General features: G+C 45.9%; 16 protein-coding genes and 1 pseudogene. 3 read left to right on the forward strand and 14 right to left on the reverse strand.

What is annotated here, in order from left to right; all coding sequences use genetic code 11:
- Window positions 1–107: 107 nt before the first annotated feature.
- From ABE504_RS13995 to ABE504_RS14040, 10 genes are all read right to left on the reverse strand, one after another.
- A complete protein-coding gene (locus ABE504_RS13995; protein WP_430089346.1) occupies window positions 108–3,797 on the reverse strand; it encodes an OmpL47-type beta-barrel domain-containing protein in 3,690 nt (1,229 codons plus the stop codon).
- A 196-nt stretch (window positions 3,798–3,993) separates the two neighbouring features.
- Window positions 3,994–4,815: a carbohydrate ABC transporter permease gene (locus tag ABE504_RS14000; protein ID WP_430089349.1), complete on the reverse strand. Its 822-nt coding sequence runs from the start codon at window positions 4,813–4,815 to the stop codon at window positions 3,994–3,996.
- The gene (locus ABE504_RS14005) at window positions 4,815–5,693 is read right to left on the reverse strand and encodes a carbohydrate ABC transporter permease (RefSeq protein ID WP_430089352.1); all 879 of its coding nucleotides are present in this window, start codon (window positions 5,691–5,693) and stop codon (window positions 4,815–4,817) included. The genes ABE504_RS14000 and ABE504_RS14005 overlap by 1 nt, the downstream gene beginning before the upstream one ends.
- A 70-nt stretch (window positions 5,694–5,763) precedes the next feature.
- Window positions 5,764–7,116: an ABC transporter substrate-binding protein gene (locus ABE504_RS14010; protein ID WP_430089355.1), complete on the reverse strand. Its 1,353-nt coding sequence runs from the start codon at window positions 7,114–7,116 to the stop codon at window positions 5,764–5,766.
- 90 nt (window positions 7,117–7,206) lie between these two features.
- A complete protein-coding gene (locus ABE504_RS14015; protein ID WP_430089358.1) occupies window positions 7,207–8,748 on the reverse strand; it encodes a response regulator transcription factor in 1,542 nt (513 codons plus the stop codon).
- A 1-nt stretch (window position 8,749) separates the two neighbouring features.
- Window positions 8,750–10,486, reverse strand: coding sequence for a histidine kinase (locus tag ABE504_RS14020; protein ID WP_430089362.1), 1,737 nt, complete (start codon window positions 10,484–10,486; stop codon window positions 8,750–8,752).
- Between the two features lie 115 nt (window positions 10,487–10,601).
- Window positions 10,602–12,521 carry a discoidin domain-containing protein gene (locus ABE504_RS14025; protein ID WP_430089365.1) on the reverse strand — a complete coding sequence of 640 codons (1,920 nt, stop codon included), beginning with the start codon at window positions 12,519–12,521 and terminating at the stop codon, window positions 10,602–10,604.
- A gap of 350 nt (window positions 12,522–12,871) precedes the next feature.
- Window positions 12,872–14,071, reverse strand: a complete 1,200-nt coding sequence (locus ABE504_RS14030) for a glycoside hydrolase family 88 protein (RefSeq protein WP_430089368.1) — start codon at window positions 14,069–14,071, stop codon at window positions 12,872–12,874.
- Between the two features lie 107 nt (window positions 14,072–14,178).
- On the reverse strand, window positions 14,179–15,357 hold the full coding sequence (locus ABE504_RS14035) for a DUF2264 domain-containing protein (RefSeq protein WP_430089371.1): 1,179 nt from the start codon (window positions 15,355–15,357) through the stop codon (window positions 14,179–14,181).
- 51 nt (window positions 15,358–15,408) lie between these two features.
- The gene (locus ABE504_RS14040) at window positions 15,409–16,515 is read right to left on the reverse strand and encodes a glycosyltransferase WbsX family protein (RefSeq protein ID WP_430089373.1); all 1,107 of its coding nucleotides are present in this window, start codon (window positions 16,513–16,515) and stop codon (window positions 15,409–15,411) included.
- 161 nt (window positions 16,516–16,676) lie between these two features.
- Between ABE504_RS14040 and ABE504_RS14045 the strand changes: the two genes are divergently transcribed.
- Together ABE504_RS14045 and ABE504_RS14050 are read left to right on the forward strand one after the other, a co-directional pair.
- Complete coding sequence (locus ABE504_RS14045; protein WP_430089375.1) at window positions 16,677–17,561, forward strand: AraC family transcriptional regulator; 885 nt, start codon at window positions 16,677–16,679, stop codon at window positions 17,559–17,561.
- A gap of 259 nt (window positions 17,562–17,820) precedes the next feature.
- Window positions 17,821–18,120, forward strand: a pseudogene (locus ABE504_RS14050) (winged helix-turn-helix transcriptional regulator); the annotation flags it as partial.
- Window positions 18,121–18,592: 472 nt separating this feature from the next.
- Here the strand turns inward: ABE504_RS14050 and ABE504_RS14055 are convergent.
- The 3 genes from ABE504_RS14055 to ABE504_RS14065 form a co-directional block, all read right to left on the reverse strand.
- On the reverse strand, window positions 18,593–19,438 hold the full coding sequence (locus ABE504_RS14055) for a hypothetical protein (RefSeq protein WP_430089378.1): 846 nt from the start codon (window positions 19,436–19,438) through the stop codon (window positions 18,593–18,595).
- Window positions 19,431–20,018 (reverse strand): sigma-70 family RNA polymerase sigma factor, encoded by a 588-nt coding sequence (locus ABE504_RS14060; RefSeq protein WP_430089380.1) that lies wholly within the window; start codon window positions 20,016–20,018, stop codon window positions 19,431–19,433. The genes ABE504_RS14055 and ABE504_RS14060 overlap by 8 nt, the downstream gene beginning before the upstream one ends.
- Window positions 20,019–20,495: 477 nt before the next feature.
- Complete coding sequence (locus tag ABE504_RS14065; protein WP_430089383.1) at window positions 20,496–21,413, reverse strand: LysR family transcriptional regulator; 918 nt, start codon at window positions 21,411–21,413, stop codon at window positions 20,496–20,498.
- Between the two features lie 126 nt (window positions 21,414–21,539).
- Between ABE504_RS14065 and ABE504_RS14070 the strand changes: the two genes are divergently transcribed.
- Entirely contained in the window at window positions 21,540–22,379 is an 840-nt protein-coding gene (locus ABE504_RS14070; protein ID WP_430089385.1) for an SDR family NAD(P)-dependent oxidoreductase, read from the forward strand.
- 571 nt (window positions 22,380–22,950) lie between these two features.
- Here ABE504_RS14070 and ABE504_RS14075 read toward each other — a convergent pair.
- A complete protein-coding gene (locus ABE504_RS14075) occupies window positions 22,951–23,427 on the reverse strand; it encodes an LNS2 domain-containing protein (RefSeq protein WP_430089388.1) in 477 nt (158 codons plus the stop codon).
- Between the last annotated feature and the right edge of the window lie 102 nt (window positions 23,428–23,529).

A 23,529-nucleotide genomic window follows, 5' to 3' on the forward strand; every position in this document is an offset into this window, starting at 1 on the left:
CCTTTCGTTTCACTCAAGTCACAAAACGGAATGAAATCCGTTCACCTTTAGGTACTTTCTTTTCTAAATCAGCTCGTATGCTGTCTTTTCGTTGGCACCGTTATGTCTCATTGTAGATTGGACAACAAATATTGGGCATCCCGGAGCAAGTAGCCGGCGGCTTGCGAAGAAATATGCTTGCCGCTTTGCGCCTTCACATGGCTAATAAAACCATCCAAATCACTCGTATTCAATTTGCTTTGTAAGCTGTTAGCGATACCTTCGTTGTCGACCCATCCCATATTCGTAAAGCGTGTGACCAAGGCCTTTATGGACGGTATGCTTGTCGTCGTCTGGAACACTACAGTTTGGCTGCCCGTATTCCCCGCCATGTCGCTTGCCGTTACGATAAACGTATGCGAACCGAGCGGCAGCGTATAGAGCGGAAGGGTTGCTCCTTGCTGTATGGTTTGTTGGACGCCATACGTGCTAAGCGTGACCGTCGTCTTGCTGCTGTCAACTCCGGACAAGTTATCGCTGAAAGCAACGCTTGGCGTGATATTCGCGGAATCGCTGTAAGCGTCGTCAACCAAACCGGATATTATCATCGTTGGACCGGTCTGATCCAGGTTGAAGCCGATGGTTTTCACCGCTTCCACATTGCGGGCGTTGTCCGTCGAGCGGTAGCTTACTGTATAATTGTCATCCTGATTCAACATGACTGGAGCCGCGTAGCTTTGCCATGTACTTCCGCCATCCAGACTGTATTCTGTCTTCGCCACCCCGGACGAATCGTCAGTTGCAGTGAGACTGACCGAAACGGGATGGACGTACCATCCGTCCGAACCGTCCGGCTGGTCCGGCGTCAAAGCGGCCGTCGTCGTTGGCGGAGTAAGATCGGGACGCAAAACCGACTGAATGGCATCGAGTCTGCTCGTATCCGGTTTACCGTCAGCACCAAGGGTAGGAATAATCCAACCTCCTTCATCGTTTTCATTCCAGGCATACATCAATACTGCATTTGGAAAGCTCGATGAACGATGAGTGTCATTCCAATCCAAGGCATTTTTTAGGTTTACCGCAATTTCCGAGGCAGTTGCGGTTTGAGCCCATTGGTTTGCTCCATACGAGGTCCATACCGGCGTGTCAATACGAGGCCTAGGATCCCAGCCGGTAGTGACCGTGGGGATTACCTGCGCTCCATAATCCGCAAGCAAATTCCAGTTTGTTTGGTCATTTTGGATAAGTGTTGAATATGGCGAACCATTAGCTCCGAAATTTGTATACTGGCTTAGCGCATCGCCTTGCATCTGACGCATAGTTTTAGCATTGGTCCCCATAATTACAATGTAGGGCTCTGCTATGCCCTGTTTCCGAGCCTCCGACCGCAATTCATCGACATATCGCTTGTTTGTATTCCAGACATACACGAGAGGCCTGTCGTTTAGAACTTTCTGGTAATTGGAGGTCTTGAACTGCGACACAAGCCACGGGTAGTTGTCAAAGCTGTAGCCGGATGCTCCAAGAATGGCCGTCCATTTCACATCGTTCTTGTAGGTACTGGATAAGTATAGATCCCTTGCAGTCGGAGATTCATACATGACGAATGCCCAGTAGTCAATGCCTGCTTTTTTGGCATAATGGATTTCCTGATCCATAATTTCCTGCGTGTATTGGGGGATATGAGCTTCATTCGTACCTGTGACAGAAGCATACCAAGGCAGACGGAAATGATATTTTTCAGGTGAAAGCGTCTTTTGAGTTTGGGATCCAATGTCCAGCGGGTTGTCTGTTCCTCCCCACATATCCCACCGAATGGCCCCTACAACCGTTTTGTCTTGTCTCTGATCAATCGTTTGGGGAATTGGATCAGGCACAACGTTGTTGTCGACAAATCGTCCGCCTGATCTGTAGACCTCGAGTTCCACAATCCGTGCTACATTCTCTCCGCCGTTTAGGCCATGCTGCTGAATATTACCTTCCGTCACATATACACGGAGTTTCGAAGCTGTGACAGGATTGAATGAATGTGAATTGTGTTCTGCACTATTCCCGGTTACCGTCGGAAAAGCTGCGACCCACTGACTACCGTCCCAATATTGAATCGTATACTCGCGCTGTTCGTAGCTTGAAGGCGTATAAAATTCTACCCTCTGGAAAGTAGTCATAGCTCCCAGATCAATTTCTACCCACTGTGGTCCGTTGGATACATCTGCCGCCCAGTGCTTCCAGCCCGATGTCACTTTGTTGCCGTCATTTATGTAGGACGCACTGTATCCCGTCTGTACACTAGAAGCAACTACGCTCTTGCCTAATGCTAAATTAGGGTCGAGATAGACGCCAATCTCCACCAATCGTGCTATGTTCTCCGCATCACCTTTGGTCACATTCACGCGGATTTTAGAAGAAATTAACGGTTCAAAGACATACGTGTTATGATCGGCAGCATTCCCCGTCACTCCTGGGAATATGTTAACCCATCCAGTTGATGTCCAGTATTGTATTTGATAGTCTTTCAGTTCTTTGCCTTTACTTGTATAAAACTCAATGCGATTGAATTTCACACTGTTTTGTAAATCAACAGTAACCCATTGTGCGTTTTGCGAAACGTCCGCTGCCCATTCATGCCCATTTAATGTAGTAATGTCACCATCTGTTACATAAGAGGTATTATATAAATTGTTTAATGTATTTGAAGCGGTTACACCCTTGTTTGCTGCAAGATTGACGCTTGAGTCTCCAAGATAAGGCGGCAACGGAGTTGCACGATCTGTATTTACCAAACTGAAATCATCAATGAATAGATCTGATAGACAATCTTTACCACCTGTCCCGGTTTGAACATACAGCTGTGCAGAACTCAACATTCCAACCCAAGAGAGATTCAGATTCCCTTCCAATTTAATATAGTTTTGATTGTTGATAGCAACCCGACTCGTGCTGGCATAATGATCCGAACCGTCGTTATATTTGATAACGACCATTGGGCTGCAAGAACCACTTACTAAGGGCGCTGCAAGCTTAGCATACGCACTTAGCTTGTAATTTCCAGGTCCATAGCTATTTAACACATCGTCGACATTTTGATATGCTGTACCCCAATCCTGACTCCTGTTCGAAATCTTTAGAGCGGATGCTCCAGAATTAGCATTCAAACTGTCAACTGATAATGTCGCATACTGTCCATTCCAATTTGACAACCCGCTTTCAAAGCCTGTATTAACTAATAGTTCAGGCGACTGATTAATTGGCGTTGAGCGATCCGTATTTACAAGGCTGAAATCATCAACATATAGATCTGACAGACATTCTTTTCCGCCTGTTCCTGTTTGAACATACATCTGTGCAGAATTCAATGTTCCGCTCCAAGAGAGATTCAAGCTCCCCTCGATTTTGACATAGTTCTGATCGTTTATGGCTACACGGCTCGTAGTGGCATAGTGATCCGTCCCATCATTATATTTAATTACAAGCATCGGACGACACGTACCACTCGCGAGCGGTGCTGCGAGTTTCACATAAGCAGTTAGTTTATAGTTACCAGCACCGTAACTCTTTAGCCCAGTCACCACATTTTGCAAGGCTGTACTATAATCATAGCTTCTGTTCGAGATCTTCAAAGCTGAAGCGCCAGAATTAAAATTTGAAGTAACAACGGTTAGTGTCGCATACTGCCCACTCCAACTTGTTGTGCCGTTCTCAAATCCCTGGTTTACAATCAATTCAGGTGATTGTGTTGCAGCAGTTGCTGTTAATCCATTAATCGTGTATAAAATATTAACCAATGCAAAAAGTATAACTGCTATTTTTTTAAACATTTTCATAACCTCCTAAAAACGAAATCGCTTACAAACATAATCATAAAACATTTTAAAGATACGGTAATTGTTGCAATTTACTAGAAATATGCTGAATTCGACTTTTTCTTAAAATCCCCAAACGCAGGAGATCACGCTTATTCATACAAAGGGTGAATAAGCGTGATTATGTTAGATTGGAGCCTGCATAGAAATGTTACCCTTTTACAGAACCCACCACTAAGCCCTTTAACATGTATCGCTGCGTGAAGACAAACAGGACAAGCAGCGGAACCATCGCTAGAACGCAAAGCGCAAAAACAGGTCCATAATTGACTGACTGCTGATTGAACATAAACTGAACGATCATCGGCATCAACGTCATTTTCTCTGAGGAGTTAAGAAAAATAAGCGGCGTCACAAAGTCATTCCAAATGCCGAATACATTCGTAAGAATAAATGTGCCTGTCGCCGGCAGCAACAATGGAAAGATAATCGTCCAGTACATTTTGAAGGATCCGCAACCATCCATACCTGCAGACTCTTCCAATTCGCGTGGAATTGATTTCGTAAATGCTGAGTATAAAAAAGTAGCCATAGGAATGTGTCCAGCCGTGTACAGAATAACGAGAATGGTACGCGTGTTACCAAGATGCAAGGAATTTACCAGCTTAAACAACGGTATTAATGATCCAACAGTTGGAATAATCATGCCTGTCATAAATAGAAGAAACACAATATGAAACAATTTGCCTTGACGACGAGCAAGTGTGTACCCAGCCATGGAAGCCAACAGGATCGTCAATCCAAGACCACCGACTGTCACAAATACCGAATTAGCCAAGCTGATGAAAAATTTAGCGTTCACAGCTTTACTGTAATAGTCGAGATACAAACGATCTGGCAACACGAATGGCTTGTAAAAAATACCAGGATGTTTGAAAGACATTTGTATTAAATAGAGAATTGGAAATAAAAACAAGAGTCCCACAAAAATAAGGATAGTCTCAGTTATAATAGAGGCTTGTTTGCGTTCCATCAGAGTTCTACCTCCCGTTTTCGCGTAATCGACAACTGAAGGAGAGCTACGATCATGATAGCAACCGCAAGCACAATACCACCTGCCGTGGCGTATCCAAAATTATTTTCCTTGAACGCAGCATTATAGACAGCAAGGAAAAGTGTATAGGAAGACGTGCCTGGACCACCGTTTGTCAAAATATACGGCAAGTCGAATAACTTCAGCGCTCCGACAACCGTTAGGAACATGACAATGGTCACCGTAGGCATCAACATTGGCAGCGTAATATTCGAGAATAAAGTAAAGCCTCTGGCACCTTCCAGCTCTGCAGCCTCGTACATATCTGCCGGAATCGATTGCAGACCAGCCAAATAAATAATGGCACAGAACCCAACCGACTGCCATTGCGTAAGCAGAATGATTGTCGGGAAGGAGGTCTTGATTGTTCCAAGCCAATCCGTGACCCAAGATTCGAGTCCGATACGAATGAATATTTCATTAAAGAAACCATCTTGCTGTAATAATTGTCCCCACACGACGGAAGAGACCACAAGACTAATAATGACAGGTAGATAAATCGCCGTTCGTATAAATGCACCCGTTCGAAACTTCTTGTTAATCAGTACCGCAACCAGCATCGCTAGCGGGTTCTGTACGATGACGCCAAAGACGGCCATCTTGAGTGAATTTAATAGACCATTCGTCATGTGTGGATCACTGAACAGATGTTTGTAGTTGTCCAAACCGATGAATTCCGGGCTGCCGCTTCCATTCCAAAGTGTAAACGAATAATAAATGCTCTCGAGGAACGGATAAAAGTAAAAGAATAGAAATACAGCAAGCGCCGGCAAGAGAAATAACACGCCTGTCCAGTATTGCCTGCGTTCGAAATTCATGGTAGCGGCTCCTTTCCATAGATGAAACGCGTCCAGCCAAAGACGGCCGGACGCGAATACATGCCGACAATCAATTCGTAGGAGGTACTATTACGGCCGCTTTATCTTTTTCCAAAGCGTCCTTTGCTGCCTTCAAATCAGCAGCGTTGAACGGTGCGCCAGATACGACCTTCGTGGTCAGATCCGACAAAGCACTCATCACGCTAGCAGGAACAAAGTCATCTAATCTGTAAGGGTAAGATTTCTTGTCCACATACTGTTTCATCGTATCCATCGCCGGATCGGCAAACTTAACTTGAATATCCTTGATGTAGGAGAGTGAACCTTCACCTGCAAGCCATGGTCCCATAACATCTTGTGTTGTAATCAGATTGAACAGCGCCTTAGATTCTTCAACAAGCTTCGTCTTGGAGTTGATTGCAAGACTTGCATTCGTGCCAAGTTGAATGGCCGTATTTCCTTTATCGTCCATAAGCGGGAAGTAGCCAATTTGGAACGACTTAAAGCCGCCCTTTTGAATATTATCCTTGTTCGTCCCTGGCATATAAGGCCCCTGAACGATCATTGCCGCGTCACCGGATGCGAATAATTGTCCTGATGCCGGCCAGTCAATGCTAAGCGCATTTTTGTTGAAATATCCAGATTCTTTGAATTTCTGAAAATTTTTGAACACCGCTTGGATTGTTGGGTCGTCCAATTGAATTCCACCATCATAGACCTTCTTACCGAATAGCGGGTCGGTAGCGAAACCGTATGACTCTAACCACATTGAAAAGAACAACGGTACTGTCCAACTGTCTTTAAACCCTAGAGCAATAGGTGTTTTCCCTGCTGCCTTCAACTTTTCACAGACATCAATGAATTCCTGGAGCGTTGTTGGAGCCTTCAATCCAAGTTCTTTGAACATGTCTGCGTTGTACCACACCCCACCATTCGGGGTACTCCCCAGCGGGGCGCCAAATAATTTCCCGTCATAGTAGACCGCCGGATTCTTTTTACCGACGTCCGTTAAGCGGCTGACCCAGGGCTCATTGGATACGTCCATGAAATTCCCGGCCTTGAACCAGTCTTTCTTCTGGTAGAACACGACATCCGGAGCCGAATCAGATGCAAATTGTGCTTTCAACTTGTCAAAGTAAGAGGAGCCAAGGGTAATGTCCCATTGAATTTTTGCTTTTGGATAAAGTTTTTTATAGCCTTCTTCAATCGATTTCTTAAACTCCTGTTGATAAGGACGATCGTCCATAAACCAATTTCCAACACGAATTGTAAACTCCTTGTCCTTTGATGCAGCGACAGCATCTCCATTCTTTGGCGATGCTTCCGGACTGCTTGTACCCTTAGAACCCTCATTTCCGCATGCTGCAAGTACAAGCATGACACTTAGTGTCAGAATCGTTGGTGCGACTAGTTTTTTCTTCATTCAAGTACACCCCTTTACTTTTGTTATTCGTTACATCTTAATGTTAGCTATTTTTCAATGAATGTTCGATGGCTGAGTTTTGGTTTTTCTTTATTGCAATTTACCTCCCTCCAAGCGCTTGTATTCACTTGGCGTGCAGCCTGTGAATTTTTTGAAGAGTATGCTGAAATGTGCTGAATCCTTGAAGCCCACGGCGTAGGCAATCTCGTAAGCCTTTAAGTCTTCTTTCAATAACTTGACTTTCGCTGCCTCTATGCGGCATTCCCACAGAATGTCCGTAAAATTTTTACCCGTTTCCTTTTTGATTAAACGGCTTAAATAGGAATAGTTTACATTCAATCGCTTCGCAACCATTTGCAGTGTGAGTTCGGACATATACTCACTGTCAATGAGATGTATAGTTTCTGCAACAATGCGCTTGGGAGATTGTGACAAAAGACGACGAATTTCTTCCGAGTTATCAAGCAGATAACGTTCTAGTGCTTTCATCATATCCGTCAATATCAAACTGGATAGCATCAATTCCCGAATTTCAACCGATGCCCGGGCATTGGGCTCGATACCGAACTCAAGCAGCACATCCTCTGAGCGTTCAATCAATCCGATACAGAAATGCTGAATGTCTTTCCGGCTAGCGCCGACAGACAACATGCGGCGATAGACGTCTGAAATCGCATCACGAATGCCGTTCGCTTCACCCGTTCGCAATAGTTCTGCTACCTTGTTGACGGACATGAGCGACTCCTTCTCTTTCTCACTGACAATCATCTCGATTGCATCGAAGGCAAGCATGGATTTCTTACCAAGCAGCATCCGATAGTCCATACAAACACCGGTTTGTCTGATCGCCTCGGGAAGATCGAAATAGGAGTTCATTGTCCGACTGATACCAACGGAGACACTCAAACTTTCCTGTGTCTCGCATGCATCTATCAGTCGTTTAGCGAATCCAATGATTTTAGAATTGTCCGTATCCAAAAACTCCTGGCAAGGCAACAGCGCATAAACCCCATTAGATGATTCTGACATCCAGGAAATAATTCCCTCATTTTTAGAGACGGATTCAAGTGCCTTTCGAACTTGCTTGAGTGCAAATGGATTTCGCGAATGTTGCAACCCGTATACGTGATCCAACTCCGTATAAAGTAAAACAAATTCTCCATCTTTTATACCGCGGCTATGCATCCATTCGATTTTTTCCTCCACTGTAATCATTTCTGACCCGATAACTGTAAAGAATGCGTCTCTTTCTACCCAAGCATCGTGTTCCTTATCTCGCTGCTTCTCCACCGCGCGTATGATGTCCTCCGGCTTAAACGGTTTGGTAATAAAATCGGAAGCACCAAGACGAACGGCTTGTCTTGCATACTCAAATTCGTGATGCGCAGTTAAGAAAATAATGGGCAGATGAGGACGCGTTGAGCGAATCGCCTCAGCCAGTTCAATACCGTCCATTCCTGGCATTCGAATATCTGTCAGAACGACATCCGGGTTGGTTCTCTCAATCATGCTGAGTGCCTCTTCTCCATTAGCAGCTGTTCCTACAACTGTACACCTTGCCTGCCCCCATTGAGGCAATCCCGCCAAATATTCACGAATTTCAGTTTCGTCGTCTACAATAAGTACGCGCATATTATTCCTCTCCTGTATCTTCCCATAGTTGGATGGGCATCTGTAATTTAACAGTGACGATTCCCTCTGCGTCTCGGCTAAGCGTGGCTCCGTATTGATTGCCAAAATAATGATGAATCCTCATGTTGACATTATCCAGACCTGATCCCAATCCTTTCTTTGTCAGTTGATCAGTACTACGACCGTAGCTCGAATCAACAGGAGGCGCCGGGTTTCGGATTGTGATCACAAGTAGGAAATCTTCTTCTTTTGCTTCTATCTCAATACGGCCGCCATCATGCAGGCGATCAATGCCGTGGATTACGGCATTCTCAACAAGTGGCTGCAGGATTAACTTAGGCATGGCTACTTGCCGTAACATTTCCGGGAGAGCAAGAGTAAAATGCATCCGCTCACCGAAGCGGTATTTATGAATCTGCAGATACATTTCTGTAAACGCAAATTCCGTCTCCAAAGATACGAACTTCCCTCCGGGCATGATGGAGAATCTGAAAATACTCGACAATTTATGGACGACATCGGGGACATACCAAGCTTTATTCGGGTTCTGTGACATAATACTGATGTATTCTAACGTGTTGTACAAAAAATGAGGATTAATGTACATGCGGATCGATTTTAATTCAGCTTCTCTTGCAACAAGTTCGCTTTTGTAGTTTTTTTCGATCAAGTCCTTTGTCTTCAGCACCAGTCGGTTGTAGCCATAGCAGAGCATGGCGATCTCATCCCTGGTTCCAATATCCTGAATAATTTGATATTCCTCTTTCTCCGCATGGCGCATCAACTTGGTAAGCCGTTGAATGGGATCGGTCACGCGCCTAAGTATGAAATAGGTTACAAATAGAACGGCAAGCCAGGCAAAAAGGGTAATCGCTACGGATAATACTGCCTGTTTTTCTACGATTTTGTCGGTGCCAGGCGTTGACAGCCAGATATAATGGTAATCGGCATATTGTGATTTTTGCTGTATTTGCAACTGTGATTCTGACTTCTGAACATCCAGTACATTTCCGATATCATTTGGATCGGAAGCAGAGAGAATGATGTTGTTTGAACTAATGATGTAAAACGTGTCAGGTGCAAAATTGGTATATGTGTTTTGGAGACCTGAGGGGCTTAGTGTGACAACGAGTTGACCGAGTAATTTATTGGGTTCGCCCCCCTTAGCAGATCCGTATATCTTCATATCGCACGCCATCCGCTTGTCATCAGTAAAAAAAGCCCATTCCGGTACTCTCTCGAACTCAAAGGGGAGCAGTCGAAAAGCAGAAGCATATCGCAGCGAACGGCTGCCATCAATGCTGATTACCTGATCATCTGGCGTAACTACATATATGTTGTCCACGAAAGGGCCGACTGTTCGTCTCAGCTCAACTAGCTCCACTTGAAGCGTATCCTTTACACTCCCTAGTAAGTTAGTGCGGTAATCAACATTGATCGCGCTAGTGTCAGTTAACGGATACAAGTTGAGATAGGATTGAACTGGTTCTCGATCACCTATTTCCAACAACCGCTTCTTGATTGCGAGAAGCGGTTCGTCCATTTTTGTTGCAGCTGCGGCGAATGTCTGCTGCGCATCTTCTGTTGCTTTCTTCCCGATCAATTGACTAGAACGAATATAGAAGGTTGTACTAACGATTATCAGTGGCACAAGCGTGAGCAGCGAGTAAATGATAAGCATTTTATAGAAAAGCTTCGAACGGATTGCATTGATGAAATTGGCAAAAAAATGATCCATACCGCAGTCCCCCATAGAAAAATCTGAACCTCTAATGGAAATAATAAAACCAGATGGCAACTAAACCTTGAAGGTTTCAGTTACCATCTGGGCTTCTCATCCATCTAATAAGAAATTAATTGGTCACCCGAATATAATCTACATTTAATGTAGCGCTTGAACTTTCCGCCGGATCTAACGGATCCATTCTCAAACGTTTAATAGTACCTGCCCAAGAAGCGCTAGCGGACATATCAACGATGTATTCCGTATAGTCACTATTAGGAATAATATTAAAACTGACCGATTTTGTTTGATTCCATGTCGTATCCGAATTGGTTATGAAGAATATACTGGCCAAGTTTTTAGACGAATTGTTTCTCATACCAATACGTATATTGTGGTATTTTGCAGGATCCGTTATTCCCAAGCTGTCTGCTGACAAGATCTGCGGATCAGTACCTCCAGTCGTCAAGGTCATTTCCCCTCCAGTCACAGTTCCACTTACTTGGTAAAACATCGTCCATCCTTCAAAATTTCCGTTTGTGTTGAAATTCCAGTCCTTCACACTTGTATATGAACCGGTATTAAAAATATTAAATTCGTACATTATTGGTGTACCTGAACCGCTGGTGTAGTAGATTCTCGCTTTCGTACCCGTAACTGGTGCAAACGTATGTGTGCTGGGATTTGATACACTGCCGATCGTAGTTCCCGTATAAGCTATATTCCAAGAACCACCAGACCAATATTCTATTCGAAAACCAGATGTTCTGCCTCCATATTCCGTTAACATCACTTCATCAAAAGTTGTATTCGATCCAAAATCCACCTCCAACCACTGTCCATTATAATTGGATCCTAGAGCCGCTTGCCAATTCGTATTGGTCATTTCATCAAAGGCTTTGCTGGCTGCTTGGTTGGCCTCTTGTTGCGATGAAGCAGCATAAGTTTTATTTAACGCCAAATTGGCTGGAAATAAGACATCATGGATGGCATCCAAACGATCAGTACCGTCAAACAATGTTGGACTCATCCATCCCCCTTCGTCAAATTCATTCCAGGCATACATTAAGATTGCATTTGCGTTGTTAACTGTAGAATTGCCATGTGTCCAATCTAGCGCTTTTTTCAGATTATATGCAATTTCTGAAGGTTGCGCGGTTTGAATCCAATCATTAGCTCCATAACTGTGCCAGGATACAGGATTATCAATCCTTGGGCGCGGATCCCAACCAGTCGTGACCCAAGGGACCACATTTTTTCCTGTACTTTTTGCAGTATTCCAACCATTCTGATCCGCAGCCATCAAGTGTGTATAGGGCTTGCCGCCACCGCCAAACGATGTGTAGGCACTGATTGCATCAGCTCCAAGCGAGTCAACCGTGCTCGCGGATGCCCCCATTAAAACGATATACGGTGTACTAAGTCCAGCAGTCGTAGATTTCGTTCGTAATGTTTGAATGTTATCCGCAGTATAGCCGCCAGTACCCCCAGATATATAAACTAGTGGTCTCCCATTCAGTACTTTCTGATAATTGCTGTCCTGGAAGCGACTCACAAGCCAATCGAAATTGGAAGGAAGAAGCAAGCTAGTACCCAAAATCAGGGAGTAATTGATATCATTCTTGTGGGTGCTAGAGAAATAAAGATTACGTGCGATATCCATACCACTTCCATCAGCATAGTAACAAAAGGCCCAGTAATCAATTCCTGCATTTTTTGCATAGGCAATATCTTGATCCATGACCGCTTGCGTCAATTCGCGAGCCTGTACGGTATTGGTACCCGTTTCGACACCATAAAATGGTAAACGGAAATGGTATTGGTTCGGCCCTAAAGCAGTTTCTACTTGCTGTCCGACATAGGGGGCCCCCACCCCATTCGTATTCGTATCCCCAACCCATCCGTCCCATCGAATCGCACCGATTAAAGTGCCTCTCTTTCCCGCAGCTTCAACTTCTGGAGGAAAGTGGAGGATTCCTGGCAACAAGAAAGCTAAGCACAGAGACAATATAACAATCTTGCAAACTGATCGCACGTACGTTCGCATCATGGTATTACCTCCTAATTAAATTAGATAAACCAATCATCAAATGCGTTCATTCAAGCTGGTGCATTTTCAATGCAAATGGAACAAATCGTTTAAGCGGGAAGGATTATACGGGAGCTATGGGGGAGGGGATATAATCAATTGAGGTTTTGTGTCTTTAGAAAAATGATAACGCCTTCATGAATGAAGCGGAATAGTTCCATTTTACCTTTTCTTTGCTTCAATTGACCAATTGAAGCAAGCTTAAGGGATGACTCCCCGTCAGTACCAAATGAAATCGGAATGAAGCCATATCGGCATACAGGAGGTCATCCTTTACTGTACTAGCAATTAATGAATGGTACGTGAATGAATTAAAACCAAGGTAACACCACTGAGCTGTTATTTAATCGCAGTAGCGCTTCGTAAAAAAAGTAATCGCCATAGATCAACGGCTGATCAGTTCCGTATCCATATTCGCCTGTCGCTTCCTCTTGGCTCCCCTTGAAGTATGACGGTCCAACGCAGCCGTGCAAGAGGAAAGCATTTGGCTCCAACGAGGCGGGAGCGAGGTGCGCGTCTATTAAACGTCTTACGGTTGCCCTTGCAAGTTGCAGCAGATCGCTTCGCTCCGGCAGCAAGCTGGCGAGTTCCAATAATCCGCAGGCAGCGATCGCCATCGCCGATGTATCAATCGGTAGCCGCTCCGTTCGTGGTGCGGCGAAATCCCAAGGCGCGTCGCCATTCGGCAACAAGGAACGCTGCCAATATTCCGCACAGCGCAGTGCTGTAGCAAGCATCTGCTCATCTGACGAATGGCGGTAATTCAAGGCGAGTCCGTACAATGCCCATGCCTGTCCACGGCTCCAGCAGGAATCGTCCGCATAGCCTTGTGCGGTTTTTCCTCCCTTCGGCTCTCCCGTGGCAGGGTCAAATTGAAAGGTGTGATAAGTGGAGCCATCCTCCCTGACGATATTTCGCATAAGTGTATTAGCGTGACAGGAGGCGATCTGGGCGTACCGCACCTCTCCCGTATGACGGGAAGCCCAATACAGAAGTGGGAGATTCATCAGACTGTCAATAATCGCTTTCCCTTTCTTTAGCTCACGGAATTCCGGCGTGTCATGCTCCCAATCGTTCCAAGCCCGGATAAACGCTCCACGTTCCTGAAACCTGGCTGCAAGCGCATCCGCTGCCTGCAGGCTGATTTTCTCCGATACCGCCGACCCCGTCAGTCGGAAATGAAACACAGCCGTCAAATGAAAAATAAAGCCAACATCATGATCAAGTCCGATATAGCCATTTATCGCATTGACCTCTGGATCGTTCGCTACCCTCTCTTCAAAAAACGGAATGTACTTTTCGAACTCCTGAATGTAAACATCATCCTTCTTGCACACATTTGCGAGAAGAAGCATACCAGGCCAAAATCCGTCGGTCCAGTGCCCGCCCGTCTGGCATTCGTAACGCCCCTCCCTGTTCGCGACCGCATTAGGGATGCAGCCTGTGTATTTGCTGCAATTGTTCTTGATTCGTTCACTTAGCAAGTTTATTAAGTTTTGTTCATTCCACATTCAATTTCCCCCTCTTTCATGGCAAATACAATGTATGGCTGGATCCATCAGAACGTTGTGCCGGTCCGGCACACATCATGATGATCTGCCATTGCCACCTTACCGGCTCATCCGTAAATCGACTTATCGGCCGTGAGGTTAACGCCCGACCACGCCTTCTTGGACGTCCAATCAGCCTCGCCCGTCCAGAACAGATCGTCCGCCGGCAGGCCGAGCGGCAAAAACACCGTACTGCACAGGTATAGGCTGCCAGTTGAAATATAAACTTCACCAAGGTCCGGCTGATAGCCGCAAAGACCGATCGTGAGCCAACCGTTCGCGTCAAACGTTCCCGGCTGCTCAATCGTTCGGCGAATGACAGCACTAAGCGCCCCACGCACCTGCGCCGGCTCGACGCCGGACGGCAACTCGCGCCGCAGCGCCATCTGCGCCAGATGCTGGAACGCGCCGAACCGATACACGATGGAGCGGCCGATCGGCGGATAGGTTCCATCTGGCGAAATGAGCCTCTCCTGCACCTCGGCGTATCGGATAGCCCGCTTGCGTAGCGGCTCGGCGAGGCCTGCCCAATCTGTTTCCTCCCCGCTTACAGCCTCCACGATATCCAACATCATCGGCTGAATGACGAAGCTGTTATAGTAATCCCAGTGGAAATTAGGGCCATCGCCGTAAACGCCATCACCCATGTACCACTGCTCATGCTGCCTGAGTGCATAATCGATCCGCATGCGATCCCAATCCGCTTCGCCCAACTGGCGAAGCGCTGTTTCAATCATGGCGGAGAACAACAGCCAGTTGTTCGTAAAGGGCTTTCGAGTACGCGTCGCTTTTAGCGAGGCGATGAGCTGACTTCGGACACGAGGTTCAAGCTTCTCTCCGAGCTCTGTCGGTGCCCTCAGCACAGCATGCGCCAAAAAGGCCGCATCAACAATCGGCTGATACCCCTCCGAAAAATTACAAACATCCGGCGAAGCAGGGTCCGTACCCGCATCGATGGCGGCTCGAGCCATATCGGCGAAGCGCTCGCGAAGACGTCCTTCTTCCCCATCTCGGGGGCCGGATTCCAGCCAGGAAGCGAGGCCTGCCAAGGTTCGGCCAAGCGCCTCTAAATACATATAAGGCGACCGATCCGGCTCCCCATGCTGAGAAAGAAGCATTTCGTCCGTTTTCACCGCGACCGGCATAGTCGCTTTCAGTTTTCGCTCCGATAGCGCCTTTAGGACGGGACCAGCGATGCGTTCCATTGTTTGGAGCCAGTACGCCCTGTCATTGCGTGATAGTGTCATTTGCCTTTAACCCCTTTCGTTCGATTCGCTTACCCCAGATACAAATCGTACTCACTTAAACACTCTTTTCAAAGCCTCCAAATACCCATAGCCGTACAGGCTGTCCGGCTGCAAATAACTGGTCTCCGTCCATTCGTTCCAACTGTTCACCGTAATAAGAGGCGGCTGAGCCGGGTGTGCGTCGGCATATGCCTTAGCCTTTTCAAAAGCTGCTTGCAATTTCTCAGGTGTATTGTTCTTCACAATCCCTGGTCTAAATTCCTTAAATCTTGGATTGTTGTCCCAACCGATGGACACATGGGGAAAGTACGGGATTGAGTAGGTCTCTTCGATTCGCTCCCATTCTTTTACCACATCAGCCATAATTTCTTCGTAGTCCCTGTCGATATCGGTAAAGTGAACATACTGGTAATGGGACATACTGTCAAAGCCCAGAAGTTGAATGACTTCGTTGGAGGTAACCGTGATTCCGTCATCCACGCCGCTTAAGTTATAATTCATCTCACCCCACATCGTCATCTGCAAGTGAAGTCCAGGCAATCCGGATCTCACAGCTTCAGCTCTGAACCATTCGAAAGCATCTTTTGTAGCAGCCGCGCCTCCTAAGCCTTTCATCAGATTGTCAAGGTCATAGATCATGAATACCGGCTTCCCGTCTATGGTGTAGTACGACGGATGATGAAAGTACTTTTGAATCAGTCTTTTCGCCAGTTTTTCAAATTCATTACGGTCAACTGACGCATCCCAGATCAAGGCATCCCCTATATGAGAAAGACGAATATCCCACGTGTAGTTCACATTATGGTTAGCCCACATCAGATAAAACTTGACCCTGTCATTATTCCTCGCTTTCAGATAGCCGTCATTCAGGGAGTTCTCAAGGAAAGGATGTTTATCATACCAGTACCAGTCATAAATAAATACGTTTACGCCATGATCTGCCGCAGCATTAATCTGCATTTCCATAACATACGGGTCTGCTTCGTTGACGTAACCCCATAAAGGCTTTCTGGGCCAATTGTGGCCTTCAAACTTTGCAACCGAATTTTTGACGGATTGCCATTCTCCGATTCCCTCTGGCCAAAACATCCTAGATCTTTTGTCATCACCTGTATAAGCAGGCCAAATATAAGCGGCGATATCATATTGTTTCGTCATTCCACAATCGCTCCTTTTTACAAGCTTATCTTCTATATTCCTAGTTAGCGCTAAGCAAAGTATAGCAACCTTAGCTAAGCGTTTACATTGCACCGTTTAAGATTAGTTCTCCTAATAAAATGAATCTTGGAGTACAATAGGATCCAGAGGTGAGCTGCATAATGTCTTACTTTACTTTTTTTGGAACTTCGCGCTTTGAAGTCAAATGGGCGGGCGCCAGTGATACTGGGCCGGAGTTTTATCGCCCGCATTCCAATCCCTATTATGAACTTATCATGGTAACAGACGGCCCGATTCATATAGACAGCGGCGGAGAACGTCTAACCTTACACGCAGGAGAATGTTTGCTGCTAAAGCCTTGGGAGGAACATGTCGGTTGGAATAAATCATCTTTGAGTGGACGAATTTTTTGGGTACAATTCCATGCCGAGCCCTCTTTACGACATTATTCTTCATGGAATGAATTAGTTTCCGAACTAAAAACACGCCATATGTATCCCGAGCAATTGCGAACCACAGACGGGAGCGATGGCGAGGTCTTGATCGTTCCGCGGCGATTTGCGCCTGTTCAACGATTCGATTTGCTTCAAGCCTTCGAACAACTGATACGGGTTCATGAGCAGCCAAAAGGGTATTTCACCTTCCACTTGTCCATCCTGTTCTCACAACTCATGCTGAAAATTGCCGAGAATGCCCTGGATCAGCTTAACCCCCAATCCGTTATTCCGGCATCGTTTATTACTTATCGCAAACTACTTTCCTTACTTCACGAGAACTACACAACAGAGTGTCATGCAGGCTTTATTGAAGTACAGCTTGATCGCAAATATGAATATATATGTCAAATATTCAGCAAATACGCGGGCTTAACCATCCGGAATTACATCCAGCAGTTGCGAATTCAACGCGCAAAGCAGCTGCTGCTGGAGACCACGTCGGATATCCGTCATATTGCGGAACAGGTCGGATACGACGATCCGTTGTATTTCAGCAAAATATTCAAAAAACTCGAAGGTATTTCTCCTAGTGAGTATCGGATGCGGTAATTTCTCCCCATTGCTGTTGTCGTATGAATTCTTTGTGTTGTTTGTGGTTGTTGTGTTGTGTGTTTGTCGGGTGACAAATAAGTTTTGAAGTACTTTTTACAATCATTTTTAACAGTTCCATTCAACTAACGTTCTCCCGTCGTAATGAACCTAGCCCAAGCGTTTCTCTATTGCGTATGGTTTTACCACTTGCACCTAGTGATGCGGCTCTCCGTGCTGTCTGTAACGGCAAGTTTGAAGACCATCTTTTTAGCGCCTTTGGAAGCCGAATATCCTTTATTATTTGCTTCAAGGCAAACCTCTGCGGTTCAATGAGCTAAGAAGATTGCTGCCCGCTATCACGCAAAGGATGCTTACACTCCATCTGCGTGAATTGGAGGAAGAAGAGCTCGTTAAACGAGTCATTTATCCGCAGATCCCGCCGAAAGTGGAATACTCCATCACGGAATACGGCATGAGCCTGTCCCCGATTCTGGAAGCCTTACATAAATGGGGATCGGCCCATGTCGAGCGAAAACGGCTCGGCAAGGCGAATAATGAGCAAACAGAAACGGACTAGCGTTTAAAATTACGCTAGTCCGTTTCACTCTACATCGAGTCAAAATATAACGAAAGTGAACATGAGGCATGTCTAGCACAGCACGTGCCAGAACATAAAGAAAATCCCCTATCTGCCTAACTGAAATCAAGCACGCAGCTAAATAAATCAATCATTTCCACTGCTGAATCATTAATGTAATCTGCCTGTTACTTTAATGAAAACAGGGAACAGCTGCCGCGGCAATCTGCTCCCTGTTTCTTGTGCTATAGTGTCACGTTAGAATTCCTGTATGATGTAGAGGCAGGTGTCTCTGCCGCTGTCATGCAGCAGTACTCGTCGCCGGTTTTGCTTTAGATGTACAGGCGGTAAATATCATCAAACTTGTTAAACAGCATGGGCACAACGATAGTCTTCTTCAAGCTCGTTACACGTGAGTGCATGCCATAAACGGTTGGAAGATAACAAATGTTGCACTGACTTGAGTCAAATATTATTGACGAGCCGCAGGAGCCGGAGCCGCTCGCTGCGTTTGAATCAAGTTGTCTACATTGGACTGCGACTTATTAATTTGCTCTTGCGTCAACGGCTTGCCAACGCCGAAGCTCTTGACGATTTTCTTCAGCGTATCCGCATCGAAATCATCCATCGCATACATCTCCACCGTAAATCCCTTGTCCTCCCAGATAACAATTCCATTTGCAAAATACAGCTGGGTCCCGTCGATCATTTCCGTTTTCACTTCGGCTGTCGTTTCAATTCCGTTCTTGCCGCCTTGCGAAATCAAGAAATTCACGGATTTTTCGCCTTGTGCGTATTGCACCTCTACCATCGTCTTACCGTGAATGACGGTGTTGACATACTTGAAGTCAGCCATCCAGGATGGAGCCGGGAAATTCATTCCCACGGCGGTACGGGCTTCGTCCACGGTCATCGTCGGCCGCGGCGGCAGCTCCACTCTATCGGTTTCGGAACCTTGCTTCTGGGCGGAGGCACTTTTGGCAGACGCCGGAAGCTCCTTATCGACTTGAACGATGTCCATATTGCCTACATGAAACTTCGCCAAGATCGATTGCATCATACCTTGGGCGTAGGAGGTAGTTGATAGCACTCCGCCAATCAGCACTACACCAAGTACAGCCACAGTAGCCGTTTTCCATGTTCTATTCATCGTTGTCATCCCGTCCCTCATCGTATTTTTCGGTGAAATGGTTTGCGTCTCGATCTTATGTACCAGACGCCTATGAATCCGCTCTTTCGCCAATGGATTATCAAGCTTTGTATTTTCAAGCAAATCGATCACATCCTCGAATGGTTTGAGGTCTTCTTCTTTATTCACCCATCAACCCCCCTGTCCCCAAAAATTTATGCAGCTTCTTCAAGCTCCTGTAAACAATTACACCGATCTGGGATTCACTTACTCCCATGAGTGCCGCAATCTCCGAGTTTTTGAGACCGGCGGCAAACTTCATGGCGATGATGTTGCGTTCCTTGTCGCGCAACTTGGCAAACGCTTGAAACAGCGCCTGATGGTCGTCAATCTGGATGGCTAGCTCCTCGGGAGAAGGCTTCGGCCAGATCAACTCGGTAATCGAGTCCAAGGAGAAATGAAATCTCTTTTTCCGGGCGCGAAAGTAATCGGTGACGGCATTCCGTACTATGGCGAACAACCACACCTCGAATACGGCTTTTTCCTCCGAGAAGCTGCCATAATTGACAATAACCCGTTCAAACACTTGGCTGCAAACATCCTCCGCCTCATACTGATTCTGAATCCGGTAGTAAATATACTTGTACACGCGGTTAAAGTACTGTTCATAGATCCGGGAAAATTGTTCAGTTGACAGAACCTCTCCGGCAGCACGGAGCTTGTCCGTTCGCTCCCTGACTATGTTCTTGTTTACTCGGACGCTCTCCATTCGCTTTCCTCCTTCCTATGCTTCTATTTCATCCAAGCAAGCCGGTTACGTATGTTAATACGCCGCTTAATGAAATCCATTAACAAGTAGCGGTCGTTTTTTTCTTCAAGTCACTATTATAGAGCATGAAAAAAAATGCGGGCACCAGCAATCGCTGGAAACCCGCATCCACTATAACGGCGTTAATTTTTTTTCACAGATTCAAGATTTGATCCATATTCCGCCGGCTAAGTCGGTCCCCTAGGGAACTCACCAGTTGTTGAAGTCTGCCCATGTAGGTGGTGTTGCCTTCGACTGGTCCGGTTCCCGCCATCGTTCAGCATCTTTTTGTCGTTACAGTCAGCTTGGGGAGGTCTATCATTATAAGGGTATTGTACTATCCCATATTGTAAGTATCCTGCCCGATAGCTCAACGACTGAAGATGCAGCTGCGCGGCGGCAAGCTGCTTCTGGATGGCTCTGAACTAACGTGTCCCGTTAGCTGAACTTGCTTTTTGTCCCCTTTTTGCCAACATTCATTTCATTTATGATTGCTATGAACTGATTGACTTCCTCCGATGGATGTAATGGATATAGCAATCCATATGGAACTGCAAAATCCAAATCACTTGGGATTGTCACCAAGGATGGATGAATATCTGCCCACACCTCCAATGTCAGCATAACCGTATTGCTTTCCTCGCAGCGATTAAACACATCAATGTCATAAAGCCGTGGAACCTCTTTAATTCGTATTTGAGGATGATTCTTTACCAGGAAATTACGTATGTCATGAATGACTGAGCTTTTCCCGCCATTCACCACAGCCAATCTTTCCCCATATAAATCTGTTACAGAAAGTGTTTTCTTAGAAGCCAGCCTATGGTGCCGAGATACGGCAAAGCGAAAACGGTAACTCCCCAATTCGAGCAAACGGTAGTAATCCTTCCAGCGATCTGCTAGAAGTGGCCCTACCATAATATCGAACGATTGGCCAATCGTACGGTAAGTAGTTGGGAGTGTATGTGCATCATCTTCGAAATGAATGATGCTTATTCCGAATTGCGGGAACAAGTCGCTGAATCCATTCCATAGATCAATTAAACCCTTACATGGGTTAAGCATAGAAGTGCCGACCCGTACAATATGCCGATTTGCTTGTGCGGCTTGACGCATACGGATCAGAGCTTCTTGGTAATATTGCAGCATAAACTCAGCATCCTTGATAAAGGCTGCTCCTGCCTCCGTGAGTCTGACACCGTGGTTGGTGCGGTTAAAAAGAGGGATCCCGGCTTGCTTTTCCAACAAATTCATTTGCTTCATCACCGCGGTTGAAGAAATAAAAAGCTTTTCGGCTGCCTTAGAGAAGCTTCCGGACTCCGCCACTTGAACAAACGTCTTCAATTGTTCATTCATTCAGAAAGGCCCTCCTATTTGCATAAACTAATAGTTAACGCCATGTTAACCTATTTGAAATTCCGTTTCAAGTAAGTTAGTCGTAACATTAGAGAAGAAACTGGAACCCTATTGGAGGAGAATACGATGAAAAACAAAGTCTGGTTCATTACGGGAGCCTCTCGCGGATTTGGGCGCATTTGGGCGGAGGCCGCACTCTCTCGCGGGGATAAGGTTGCCGCAACCGCTCGCACACCGGAAAGCATCGCCAATCTTAAGGAACGTTTTGGTGACGCCGTTATGCCCCTAGTACTCGATGTAACGGATCCCCGTCAGGTCGAGCATGCCGTTCGGCAGGCTCATGCGCATTTCGGCAGGCTGGACGTGGTTCTTAACAATGCCGGTTACACGCTGGTTGGTACAGCTGAGGAGGCTGACGAATCCGACGTCCGCGCGCTGTTTGACGCCAATTACTTTGGTACGCTTCGGGTCATCCAAGCTGCCCTGCCTCTGCTTCGACAACAAGGATGCGGGCACATTCTCGGCGTCTCAAGCGCTATGGGCATTGTGGCGGCACCGCTCATCGGCTTCTATTGCGCTTCCAAATGGGCAGTTGAAGCCCTTCACGATAGCCTTGCACAAGAGGTTAAAGACTTCGGCATAAAAGTGACGTTGCTTGAGCCCGGCGCCTTTGCAACCGATTTTGGAAGTCCCTTGTCCATGAAGACATCACAGGGATTGGAAGTCTACGCCGAACTTCGAAATCAGGTGTTCGGTCGCTTATCGACCGCAGAACGAGGCGATCCGCAGGCGACAGCCGAAGCGATTCTTCAAATCGTTGACGCCCAGGACCCGCCTCTGCGGTTTGCGGTCGGCGCTGGGGTTTTGCCTTTGGTACGCGAAGCCTATGCCGATCGTTTAGCCGCTTGGGAGGCATGGGAGGCTGTTTCGAACGAAGCGCAAGGAACGCCGATAAGCCACCGTTAGATTTGGAACCTGCCCGTTCGTATAGCTTAATCCCCCACCCGCATCATCAAATTTTTAAACGTATGCTCATAATCAGCAAAAAAAAACGTTCACTCTGAATTATTGAGTGAACGCTTTTTTTATCTCAAAACTTTGTAACTTCAAAACTTATTTGTCAACCAACACTCAATGTCGGGTGACAAATAAGTTTTGAAGTGGTGTTTACGGGCAAAAAACCTGAATTACAAATATGTTTTGAAGTACCGATTTTTACGCTCTTATAGTAAGATTTTTTCTTTTTCTTCTATACTTTGGCGGTTCCATGATTGGGTATTAACAATTGCTTTCATTCTTGCTACTTTCCAGTCATTAATTTGCTTTTGAGCGTTCCGATTATTATCATCTAATCTAACTAAATATTGCTCATCCAATCTCCCTTTAAAATTAAACCTCTATCATAGTTCAGAGTAACGGATATAGTTGATACTTCATATCGTTCCAATAACAATCAAAGCTAATTCCAGTAAAGTAGAATGAGCTCGAATCACTGAGTTAATTTCCATACTCTTTCTTCCAAACTTAATTATTAAGCCTATCCTAGTTGCGGAAACACTGCCCAACTCTCAAAACGGTTGACGTATCCCTCGTTGTACGGCTTAGCGGGAACAAGAACTTCAACCAAATCTATCACACGTTCGATCTCGTATGGAGCATCATCGACCAGCAAGGAAGGTTTGAACCTTTCAACAACTTCTCGTTTGTTAGAAGTACATATGATAGTTGCCAAAGGAAATCCATTCAGCATGAGCCAATGCCTGGTGAGTGATTTGAACCACGGAGGTCTTGCTGTAACATACATGATTTTCGAACCTGCCTTATTCAATCGTTGTAGCGTTTCTGCAGCGTCTTCAAATGCTTCTGCACCCAATAACACATCCGGATTCATTTCAAAGAAATCAGCGCTTAATGGGAATGGATAGATGGTTTCTGTAAACCCTGCTACCCTCTTCATAAGTTCGCCTTTTGTATCGGCCAATGTATTGTCAATATCAAACACTAATAGGGACATTGATCTTCTCCTCCTTACGATAAGCAAATGATGCTGGTAGAGGCCGGGTGGCTATCCCTTGCCTACAACCTGCTGAAGAAAGCAACAGTGGTTTTCAAAAGC

The organism is Paenibacillus oryzisoli (assembly GCF_050467285.1).
GTDB lineage: Bacteria > Bacillota > Bacilli > Paenibacillales > NBRC-103111 > Paenibacillus_E > Paenibacillus_E oryzisoli_A.